This is a genomic window from Gelatiniphilus marinus, assembly GCF_042684345.1.
Taxonomy (GTDB): Bacteria; Bacteroidota; Bacteroidia; order Flavobacteriales; family Flavobacteriaceae; genus Gelatiniphilus; species Gelatiniphilus marinus.
Genome location: NZ_JBHULK010000001.1, coordinates 520,764 through 532,860, shown reverse-complemented (window position 1 = coordinate 532,860; position 12,097 = coordinate 520,764). Strand labels below are relative to the sequence as shown.

The window sequence follows — 12,097 nt, the reverse complement described above, 5'->3', positions numbered from 1 at the left end:
AAATGCAAATAACATCAACCCTAAAGTATTCTTACAAACAAAGGCTTATTACAATGCGACACTCTTTTTTTATACTTCTAATTTTAACCGTTAGCTTCAGTTTTGCACAAAATTTAAACATCAACCCAAAACCTCAACATGTGGTTATTGGCGAATATTTTGATACACCCATACATTTTAATATTAAGCAAAAAAGTACAGATAATGCCACAGAAAAATTATTGTCTTCATTCTTTAACAATGATAATATTTCAGGCTCGGGACTTTCAATTCAAATAGGAAACATAAATGATAGATTTTCTAAAAAACTAAAAAACAAGGTTCCAAATAAGGCCGAAAGCTATCATATTAATTTAACCAAAAAACAGATTTCGGTTATTGGTCGAGATGCTAGAGGCATCTATTATGGCGTTAGAACATTGCTTGCGCTATTAAAAAATGCCGTTATTCCTATAGGAGAAATTTCAGATTACCCAGATGTAACCGCAAGAGGAACCGTTGAAGGGTTTTACGGCACGCCATGGAGTTTTCAGCATCGTTTGCGCCAAATCGATTTTTATGGTGAAAATAAATTGAACACCTATATTTACGGACCAAAAGACGACCCCTACCACAGCTCACCTAATTGGAGAAAACCCTACCCAGAAACTGAAGCTGCTCAAATAAAAAAGTTGATAAATCGCGCTAAACTAAATCATGTAGATTTTGTGTGGGCCATCCACCCGGGAAAAGACATTAAGTGGAATAACGAAGACCGAACTGCCCTACTCCATAAATTTGAATTGATGTATAATTTGGGCGTGCGCGCTTATGCGGTGTTTTTCGATGATATTTCTGGTGAAGGCACAAACCCAAATCAACAAGCCGATTTATTGAATTTTTTACATACCGAATTTATCAAAAAGAAAAAAGATGTAAAACCTTTAATTATGTGCCCCACAGAATACAACAAAGGCTGGTCTAAACCCGAAGGCGGTTATTTGGAAACTCTGGGGAAACAACTAGATCCATCTATAAGAATTATGTGGACCGGCAATACCGTAGTGGCTGATGTTGATAAAGAAACCATGGCTTGGATTAACGCCAAAATAAACCGTAATGCCTTTATTTGGTGGAACTTTCCCGTTTCAGATTATGTTAGAAACCACATGCTTTTAGGACCAGCTTATGGCAATGGTAAGGATATTGCCCAAGATTTATCGGGATTTGTTTCCAACCCTATGGAACATGCCGAAGCTTCTAAAATCGCTATTTATGGCGTTGCCGATTATACTTGGAATATGTCTGAATATCAACCCGAAAATAATTGGAAAAAAGCGTTGCAAGTTGTGATGCCCAAAAGTTATAAAGCCTTGGAAGTTTTTGCGACACATAACAGTGATTTAGGGCCAAACGGACACCGTTACAGAAGAAAAGAATCGGTTAGTTTTGCGCCAATAGCCGATGCGTTTTTAAAAGACCTTAAAGCCAACAGCACTATTGAAAATTTCGAGACGGTTAGAAAAGAATTTCAAGCGATAGTCGAGGCTTCGTATATTTTATTGAATAGCACGGACAACCCGTTGCTTTTAGAGGAAATACGCCCTTGGGTTGAGCAGTTTAAACTATTGGGGCAATCTGGGTTAGCCATGTTAAATATGCACACCGCTTTAGAAGCACAGCAAGCTACAGATTTTGAAAGAAGTTATAACGCGGTTAAAGCCATTAAAACAGAAATGTATAACATAGACCGCAAAGAAAACCAAAATCCGTATCAACCGGGAATTAAAACAGCCACTTTGGTTATTACGCCTTTAATCGATAAAAGTTTTGTGTACTTAACCCAAGCCTATAATAAAACATTTAGTAAAAACTTAGGAGTAGAAGCCAATTACAATCCGCATAAACTATTTACAAATATTGAGCAGTTAAAAAATCAACAAGTTACTTTAAGAGATAGAACACTGGCACTAAATCCGCCATTGGAAATTATCCGTTTATCACCTCAGGCCTATTTTGGATTTGAGTTACAGAAAGAAAATCGAGTAAATAAATTGGTTTTACAATTAGAAAAATCTCTGATTTACAATAATTTAACGATTGATATTTCAACAAATGGTAAAGATTGGTCCGTAATAAAAACAGAGCAAAAAGACGCATCATTACAAGCATCTATAAACACCATGGTAAAATACATTCGTATTAAAAACACAACAAGCGAAACTCTAAGCCTTAAAATTGAAAAATTTACGGTTAAAATTAAGTAAATCAAAAGGAAAAACAGTTCGTTATAAAGAAGAATAATAGTTTTAAAAACCTATCAACACTAGTTTTAAAGCGCGTTATAAAAAATCCCGTGTGGTTAAAAATAAACCAAACGGGATTTTTTATTTAATCTATATTCAGAAAATTTTTAATTAACAATCATGCATTACAGCTGTTAATTAAACTACTTTTTCTTGTTATAAAGCTCTATATAATGATTATCCAAGGTTTCAGAATCTTTGTATTTTTCTCGAATATCTTTTAGTTTTTTGGTCATTTCTTTAACAACATCGGCGTAATTAGGGTCGTTGTACACATTGTTTACTTCGGTTGGATCGTTTTTACTATCGTAAAGTTCCCATTCGTTTACATCGTGGTAAAAATGAATTAATTTGAACTCTTTTGTAGCAATACCATAATGTCTTTTAACGGCATGTTCTGCGGGATATTCATAATAATGATAGTAAACCGCCTCTCTATCCCAAGCCTCTTTTTTTCCTGTTAATAAGGGCACTAAGCTTTCTCCTTGCATCTCTTCAGGTGCTTTTACACCAGCAATTTCAAGGAAGGTTTGGGCAAAATCTAAATTTTGTACCATTTCGTCTTCAGTAATACCAGCTTTAATTTTATTTGGCCATTTAATTAAAAGTGGGGTTTTAAAGGATTCGTTGTACATAAAACGCTTATCGAACCAACCGTGTTCACCAAGGTAAAACCCTTGGTCTGAGGTATAGATTACCATAGTGTTATCGGCGAGTTTTTCTTCATCTAAATAATCCAAAACACGCCCCACATTATCATCAACCGATGCAATGGTCCCTAAATAATCCTGCATATAACGTTGGTATTTCCAAACGGTAAATGTAGAATCGTTCATGGTTGGGTAGCGTTTTTTAAAATCTTCATCAATAGGATTATAAACGGCATCCCAATTGGCACGCTGCACCGAATCTAATCGTCCTATACTTTGCCCTAAATGGCTCCATTCTTTTATACCGAGTTCCTTTACGGTTTCTGGCCTAAGCTTTACATCGTTAATTAACGACATGTGTTTAAAAACACCCATTTCGGCAGTTTTGGCGGCTTCACCACGGGTTTTGTAATCATCAAACAAGGTTTCTGGTAACGGGAATGTTTTTTTGGTAAATTCGGTATAATACTTTTTGTTAGGCAACCAAGCGCGGTGTGGTGCTTTGTGCAAATACATGAGCAGAAAAGGCTTGTTGGGGTCTCTGCGGTTTTTCATCCAATCTAAGGTTAAATCCGTTGTAATATCGGTTACATAACCCTTAATTATGGTGTCGCCTTTTTGGGTGATAAACCTTGGGTTATAGTAACTGCCTTGTCCTGGTAAAATTTTGAATTCATCAAAGCCTTTTGGATTGTTTCCAAAATGAAGCTTACCGAACATTGCTGTTTGATAACCCGCTTTTTGAAGAATTTGCGGAAAGGTAACGTTCGTAGTATCAAACTTGCTTAAATTATCAATTTTACCATTGATGTGACTGTGTTTTCCCGTTAAAATAACCGCTCTAGACGGTGCACAAATAGAGTTGGTAACACTGGCATTGGTAAACAACACACCCTCGTTGGCGATACGATCTATATTTGGGGTCTGCATCAATTTATCATCATAGGCGCTAATGGCTTGATAGGCATGATCGTCGGACATGATAAAAACGATATTTGGTTTTTTTTCGGACTCTTTTAAAACGTGTTTATCTTTACATCCAATAAACAAGAAGATGCTGCCAATTACAGCCAAATGGTTTATTAATTTCATAATGTGATTAGTATTTATTTTTGATTAACAAGGTTTTCTAAAGCTTCAATTACAAAGGATTTATTTTCAGGTGTCTGATGTTCTTTTTTAATAATTTCAAAGAATTTTTCAAGCATTTCCGGATGTTGGGCCATAATATTGTTTTCCTCTTTTATATCCGCATCCAAATCATACAACTCAACCTCTTTATTGCCTTTTTTAATGTTTTTCCAAATCATTTTCCATTTGCCCATTCTTACGGCGACTTGTCCATTATAACCTGCAAATTCCCAGTATAAATAGTCGTGTTCTTTTTGGTTTTGTGGATTTGTAAGGGCATTATAAAAGCTAATTCCGTTACTTTTATAATCCGTTTTTACATTTGCTATCTCGTTAAATGTCGGTAGCACATCATAAAAAGCTGAAATATGATTACTTGTAGTTCCGGCTTTAATTTTAGCAGGCCAAGTAGCAATCATGGGCACACGAATACCACCTTCGTAAGTAAAGCCTTTAACTCTTCCAGCATTATTTTTAAATAATCCTGCGCTATTGAACCATTGTGAATCTCCTCCGCCATGATTTGATGGTCCATTATCTGATGTAAAAATAATTAAAGTGTTATCATATAAACCTTCCTTTTTTAAATAGGATACCAGCTTCCCAACGTTTTCGTCTAAATAAGACACCATTGCCGCATAAGTAGCATGCGGATAACGAGTTGGAAAATAGTTGCCTTTTTCTTTGTGATAATAGGGTTTTTCATCTCCAAATTTTTCAACATAATAATCTACCCATTTTTTTGGAGCCTGTAACGGCACGTGCGGGATAGGACTTGCCCAATACATAAAGAAGGGCTCTTTTTTATTTTCTTCGATGAAACCCATCATTTTATCGAAAATTAGGGTTGAACTATAATCGGGCTGGTAAAATTTTTCATAGGTAGATTCTGCTAATGGGTCACCATCATTTCCTGTTCCTGAATGCGGCGCTATCGTATCATTTTTTAAGTGAAACCGCTTTTCGTTTTCATAAAGATGTGTTGGCGTGTAAGTGTGTGCTATACGTTGGCAATTGTACCCAAAAAAGTAATCGAAGCCCATTTTAGTTGGGATAGACTCGGTGTGCGGTGCACCCAATCCCCATTTTCCAACAATGCCTGTCTTATAATTAACAGTTATTAATAATTGGGCAATTGTTGTGGTGTTTTTTGGCATGGGGCGTTGGCCTTCTAGTGTAGAATCTTTTAGCATTTCTAAATAATCCCACACTTTTCCTCGTGCAGCCCACTCATCATTTCCTCTTATACTGGCTTGCCCACCATGTTTTCCGGTTAACAAAGATGCTCGTGCAGGCGCACATACCGGTGCTGCCGTATAATGCTGCGTAAATAGCATGCCGCCTTTTGCTAAAGCATCAATATTTGGCGTTTCTATTTTGGTTTGTCCGTAAACGCCTAAATCGCCATATCCCAAATCGTCTGCCAGAATATAAATGATGTTTGGTTTTGTATTGATTTGTGTTTCTGTTTGTTTTGAATTGGATTTATTTTGACATCCGAAGAAGGCCGTTACACAAATTAAAGTAATAAGAATGCGAAATAATTTCATCTTTTAAATTTTAGTTTGAATGATTATTTTTTCTGTTTTTAAACCGTTACCGGAAACTGTTAAATTTATTTTTCCCGCTTTAGAACTAGATTGAAGCAAAACTACCAATTTACCACTAAATAATTTCATGGTTGGTACATGAAAAGGTTCGAGCGAAGTAGCATCGCCATTACAAGCAGCCCTGAATGCACCTTCACCTTTTACTTTAAATTTTAATTGATGGGTTGCCGTTGGACAGGGTACACCGTTTCTATCGACCACAGAAACGGTTACAAAAGCCAAATCTTTACCATTGGCTTTTATTACTGTTCTGTCTGATTCTAAAATCAGTTGATAGGGTTTTCCTGCCGTATGTATTTCTTTTTCTGCCGCGGGGTTTCCTTCATCATCAAAAGCCACGACTTTAATAGTTCCGGGTTCGTATGTTACATCCATCCACATTAAACGGTAGCGGTGTTTTGCTGTGCTTTTATTTTTCTTTTGGATGCCCATGCTTTTTCCGTTTACAAACAATTCTGCGCTATTATAACTGGTATAAACAAAAACGGGAGTAACTTCACCTTCGCGCCCTTCCCAGTTCCAATGGGGTAAAATGTGCAGGGTTTCGTCTTTAGTGTTCCATCGGCTGCGGTATAAATAATAGCGGTCTTTTGGTAAACCAGCCAAATCGTTAATACCAAAATACGAACTTCGCGATGGCCATTTGGTATCATAAGGTGTGGGCTCGCCCAAATAATCGAATCCGGTCCACACAAATTCGCCAATTACCCATGGCTTATCATCTTGAAGCACAAAATCTTCATCTGGGATATTGGACCAGCTACAAGCTTCTAAATCGTAAGACGACGACTGAAAATCGTCATATTGTTTCATTTTAAATTCTTCAACGGGAAATTTATAAATCCCGCGTGAGCTAACTGTAGAAGCGGTTTCGGAGCCCAAAATCAATCCTTGTGGAAAAGCTTCGTAAGCCTCTTCGTATAAATGCACACGGTAATTTAACCCCGGAATATCCAATACCGCACCAAAGCCCGATGCCATGGTCGCTTTTACCTGATCCATGCCCACGGTTACGGGACGTGTGGGGTCTTCGCGATGAAAAATATCCTGCAACCATTTAGCACGTTTTGCGCCTTGGCTTCCCCATTGGTCGGGGACTTCGTTTCCTGAGCTCCACATTACAATACTTGGGTGGTTTCTAGTGGCATGCACCAAGTTTACAATATCTTTTTCGGCATCGGTTTCAAAGAAGCGATGGTAGCCGTTTTCTATTTTTGGTTTTGCCCACTCATCGAAACTTTCGGCTAAAAACAAAAAGCCCATTTCGTCGCATAATTCCAATTGTTCCAAAGATGGCATGTTATGCGAACTACGGATGGCATTCGCGCCCATATCCTTTAAAATACGCAGTTGTCTGCGCAAAGCGGATTTGTTAATTGCAGTACCGATTGGCCCTAAATCGTGGTGCAAACACACGCCTTTAAATTTGGTAATTTTGCCGTTTAAACTGAATCCTTTTTCTGCTTCATATTTAATGTCCCTGATACCAAAACGTGTTTCGGTTTCATCCTTTAGAATATTTTCGGCATATAATTGAAAGCTTGCCGTATATAAATAAGGCGTTTCCGGACTCCATAAATTGGGATTTTTAACGGCTATGTTTTGTTCGAATTCGTTATCAAAAATCGTTTCCACAGTATCTGTTGCAACAGTTTTTCCCTTAGCATCTTTAATTGTTGTAACCAATTTAAGTTGTTTTCCAGATACTTTGGTTTTTACATTTACCTTAGCCAAATGTTCTGTAATTAAAGGGGTGGTTATAAACGTGCCCCATTGGTTGATGCTGGCTTTGTTTTTTACAATAACCCGAACATTGCGATATAAACCTGCTCCGGGATACCAGCGTGAAGATAGCCCGACATTGGTTAATTTTACCGCCAAGGTGTTTTGTTGATTGGATGAAATATGCTCGGTAATATCGAAATAAAAATAGCTGTAACCGTAATTCCAACTGCCTATTTTTTTACCGTTGATAAAAATTTCCGGTTCGCTCATGGCGCCTTCAAAAAGCAAAATAACTTTTTTTTCTTCGGAAAAATTTGGAAGTGAAAACGTATTGCGATACCAGCCCACTCCAATGTATGGCAATGCACCTGTGCGCCCTGTTTTTTCGGTAGCCACTTTTTCACCATTTTGAACAATGGCAACGGTTTGTTTGTCTATTTCTTTATCAAACGGCCCTTTTATTGCCCAATCGTGAGGTACGGTAACGGTTTCCCATTTGGAATCGTTGAAAGCAATTTGCTGTGCGTTTGCTACATCGCCTTTAATAAATTTCCAGTTTTTTTCTAAAGTGAGTATGTCCCTAACTGGATGTTGCCCAAACAATGAAAGTGTCAATAAAAAACCCAACATAAAAAATAGCATATTCCCTTTATTTATGTTTTTATTAAAAGTTTCGATTGTCTTCATTTACGGAACAATTATCCTAAATTATTTATTTTGAAATACATTGAACGGTTTTGAGGTGCCTTCAATCTTTAAAACCACTACGCCATGTTTTGGGACTTGAAAAGACAAGCTTTTTTCAGTTGTATTATCAAAATCTTTTTTTGTCCATAAATTGCGATACGTGTAACCTTTATCAACGTCAATCCCAATAGTATCTAAATCAAAACTTATGGTTTCGGCCTTATTAGACCTATTTAATAAAGCAACGGCCACCTCTCCGCTCATTGTATGAATTAATGGTTTCGCCCACACTTCCAAATCGCCGTTATCAATTAATCGTCGCGCTTGGTACACTAATGGATCTTGGTTTAATGCTATAATTTCTTTATTTGTTAATATTGAAATCGTTTCGTCACTCATGTTTCGTAAATCGTTACCGGCCAAAAGTGGGGAATTCATCATGCACCACATGGTAAAATGGGTTTTGTCTTCGTCGTAGCTCATGCCTCTGCCCACTTGAAGCATATCCATATCGTTTACATGTCCGGGCGAAGCATATTTCCATAAATCGGCATTTAAATCGATGATGTGTAAAATGGATTCAAACTTGTTGGAAATATCTCCCGAGATACGCCAAGAATCGGCTATTTGAAGGGCCCATTCACCAGGAAATTCCCATCGACAAATATTGTAAACGGTGCTCGGTTTTATCTCTTTTATAATGTTGGCTATTTGTGTGTAACGGGTTTCTTCATCCAAATCTAACCAATCACCACCGCACCAATCAATTTTAATAAAATCGTAGTTCCAATCTTTCAGCATTAATTTTAAATCTTTTCTATCGTGCCCATAAAGCCCCGACCCCGCTCCAATAGTATCTTTATCCCAATAAGACGCACAGGTGTTAATGCCCGCATCGGAGTAAATCCCCGCTTTTAATCCTTTGGAGTGGATATAATCCGAAATGACTTTCATGCCATTGGGAAATCTTTCCGGATGCACCAATAAGTTACCTTCGCTATCGCGACCGCCAAAAAAACCATCGTCTATATTCACATAGGCATACCCAACATCCGCCATTCCCGAAGACACCATAAAATCGGCTTGCGCTTTAATGATTTCTTCGTTGATGTTCACATGAAAATTATTCCAACTAGACCAACCCATAATTGGGGTTTGGGGTTTAAGAATTTCTTTGACGCTTATTTCTTTTGAAATTTGAACATCCTTTTTATTGCCTTGATTTTGGCAAGACATTAAAATTATAAGCGATAAAATTAAGCTGTATCTAATCATTTATTTTTCTTAAAACAGTATTGACTTTGGTAAAAACGAAATGTAGAAATTTATAAAACCGATATGTATACACTATTTCTTGATAGGCATCATCCAGTATAATAAATCTTATTAAAGTCCTACATAATACAAATTTAATCTATTCATGAGCTTAAATAATGAATTACTTGTAAAATTTATCAATCAAAATTTGGTTCGAAATCAATTTTAACTTTAGTAAAGTTATCGTAGTTAGTATTAATATTAAAATGTTACACAAAAAAATTGACACTCAAGATTTATACTTTTTATTCTCTTTTTCTAACGTGAAATTCAAAGGTTTGTCGTCCTAATTCGCCATTATCATTTACACCTTCTATAACGCCTATAAATTTGGAGTTGATACTGGAAACACTAAATTCTAATTGGGCTTCTCCTTTGTTGTTAGTTATTATATCAGGTTTCCAATACAGCGTGTTTCTATAATCTGGAAAACCATCAATCTGTTCTGTTTTGTCATATATGGGATTATAAAATTCTTTTTTAGTATAATACCCTTTAGCCTTTATTATATTAAACTTTTCTAAAAGATACTCATCTGTTAGTTTTGGATAGCGGTATGCTGGAAGTTTAGGGTTTCTAAACACTTGCCCCTCGACAGGAGCTACCCCTGTAACCCATTGCCCTCCATCCTTAATTTGAAGCTCTAAATACACTTCTCCTTCTACTGGGTTCTTGCTATATTTATGAGGCAGATGAATTGGACAATTTAAATAATTATCTTTTGTACAGACATAATCACCGCCAGCCATATCTAGCTTAGCCAAGCTATCTAATTTTGCTAAATATTTATCTCTTTTAACAATACCTTTTTTCTTAGCTACTAGTTGAATTTCATCTAATTTAACGGCATCCTTTATCGATTGCCATTTAAGTGTTTTAGTTTCGTTGACTTCACTTTTCTCTGTAACAGGTGCTATTGGGTAACCAAAATCCTTTAGTTTTTTTATACTATTTATAGCCAGAAAAGGGTCTTTAACAGATATTAATATCTTATCCTTTTTTGTGCCAAAATGTTTAATAAATAACCTTCTACCCATTTTTAAATGTAAAGGCGTTAAAACAAACTTGTTATTAGTATCTAAAGGAATCATTGATTTTTTTTCTTCTTTAAGCGGATCATAAACAACTATAAAACTTTGCTCAGGACTGTTTTTACCTTTCTTTATATAAGTAAACTCACCTTCTACCCCATTAGTTAACTGTGTTGTTTTTAATGGGTTTTGTGATTTCAGGTTTTGCTCATTCCATCTATAACATCTCCACCCTTGGGTTAAAAGCAGTAAGTCCAACGCTTGGTGTCTATTGGCATTCTCTAGATTAAAATAATAACTTGGGTTGTATAATCTGCCTTTTAATTGTGTTGATAAATGGTAATGGGTCTCTATGGTTTTAGTATCTTTTGGATTGTTGTAAAAATCATCAAAAACGCTTAACCCTAAATGAGCAATTACAGGGTTGTTGTGTTGGTTGGTTACTTTTAGTTTTAATTTTGCGTTGCCTTTGGTTAAATATTCTCCTTTATCTAATACTGCTTTTATGTTCAATTTTTGGTCTTGATTTATATAGACTAGGCGTTCTGCTAAAGGTTCAAGATTTTGATTAAATAAAGTTATTTCTGCTATACCTTGCGGAATATCATTTAGAGGAATCTTTATTAACCGCTCTTTGGTTATGGTTGCTTGTGCAACACTATACGCCACACCTCTTACTTGAACCCTTAAATACAAAGTTTCTTTTTGACTTGTGCTTTTTGAAACTTTAAGGGTTAAGTGGTCTTTGGTATTACTAACCAGTTGTAGCACGTAACCATCGGCTTTTATAGTTGGCAACGTGTACTGTTTTTTAGTTGTAAGCGAATCTAATACTATATGATAACGCTTGTTGACATCTGGAGTAAAGTTAAAACGACCCATACCAGCATGTACTGTTTTTATCTTATTTATGGGAACATTGTTTTCATATAAAGTGCCAGATACAGATTTGGGTATACCCAATGTATTTACAGCTTTAAAAGCAATGGTACTTGTTATTCCTGACACCAAATATCCGCCTTCAGGGAAAAGCTGAAAATCGATGGCGGTTTCTTTAGGTTTAGCTTTAATTAAAGTGTCCTGCTTTTTTGATTGATGATACTTTGTAATGTTTTCTACAATTTGTAATTGCCTGATGGATTTTATAGGTTGTTTATCATCATAAAATGAATACCGTGTATAAGCTGCTAAAGTGTAACGACCTTCTCGTAAGGTGTCCTGTACATAAATATGTCCGTTTACAAATCCGTTTTCTATCTCGTATTTTTCTTCCCAAACGGCTTTTTCGGTTTTGCTTTCTATAAGCTGAACATACAAGGTTTTACTTTGCGTTGAAGGTGATAGATGCTGACTATTCAACACATAACCCTTAAACCATAAATCCTCGCCTGTTTCATAAATACCTTTACTACTTTGTATATATACTGACTCAGAAGCATGGTTTTTTGATGCTTCGTGTAACCTATTTGCCAATTGGTCTGAGATATTTGCGTTGTTTTGAGCGTGCAACAACGTGATTGGTAGAAATAAAAAAACCAAATAGAGATAATATTTATGTTGCAACAAATTGATAAATAATGTGTTGGGCATAATTTATTTATTATTAATAATTATTTAAAACCCACAGAGTTTTTATATGGCGTTTTACAAAATTTTAATAT

Annotated in this window: 6 protein-coding genes; 1 reads left to right on the top strand and 5 read right to left on the bottom strand. The window is 36.0% G+C overall.

The features are described from left to right. Window positions 1-2 precede the first annotated feature (2 nt). Window positions 3-2,246 carry a beta-N-acetylglucosaminidase gene (locus tag ACFSQS_RS02305; protein WP_388013460.1) on the top strand — a complete coding sequence of 748 codons (2,244 nt, stop codon included), beginning with the start codon at window positions 3-5 and terminating at the stop codon, window positions 2,244-2,246. Window positions 2,247-2,428: 182 nt separating this feature from the next. On the opposite strand, the gene ACFSQS_RS02300 is transcribed toward ACFSQS_RS02305, so the two are convergent. The 5 genes from ACFSQS_RS02300 to ACFSQS_RS02280 form a co-directional block, all read right to left on the bottom strand. Then, window positions 2,429-4,027: a sulfatase family protein gene (locus tag ACFSQS_RS02300; protein ID WP_388013457.1), complete on the bottom strand. Its 1,599-nt coding sequence runs from the start codon at window positions 4,025-4,027 to the stop codon at window positions 2,429-2,431. Between the two features lie 14 nt (window positions 4,028-4,041). Continuing rightward, complete coding sequence (locus ACFSQS_RS02295) at window positions 4,042-5,616, bottom strand: arylsulfatase (RefSeq protein ID WP_388013454.1); 1,575 nt, start codon at window positions 5,614-5,616, stop codon at window positions 4,042-4,044. Window positions 5,617-5,619: 3 nt separating this feature from the next. Next, window positions 5,620-8,088, bottom strand: coding sequence for a glycoside hydrolase family 2 TIM barrel-domain containing protein (locus ACFSQS_RS02290; protein WP_388013451.1), 2,469 nt, complete (start codon window positions 8,086-8,088; stop codon window positions 5,620-5,622). Window positions 8,089-8,109: 21 nt separating this feature from the next. Next, on the bottom strand, window positions 8,110-9,363 hold the full coding sequence (locus ACFSQS_RS02285; protein ID WP_388013448.1) for a glycoside hydrolase family 27 protein: 1,254 nt from the start codon (window positions 9,361-9,363) through the stop codon (window positions 8,110-8,112). A gap of 287 nt (window positions 9,364-9,650) precedes the next feature. Continuing rightward, entirely contained in the window at window positions 9,651-12,026 is a 2,376-nt protein-coding gene (locus ACFSQS_RS02280; protein ID WP_388013445.1) for a hypothetical protein, read from the bottom strand. Window positions 12,027-12,097: the final 71 nt, after the last annotated feature.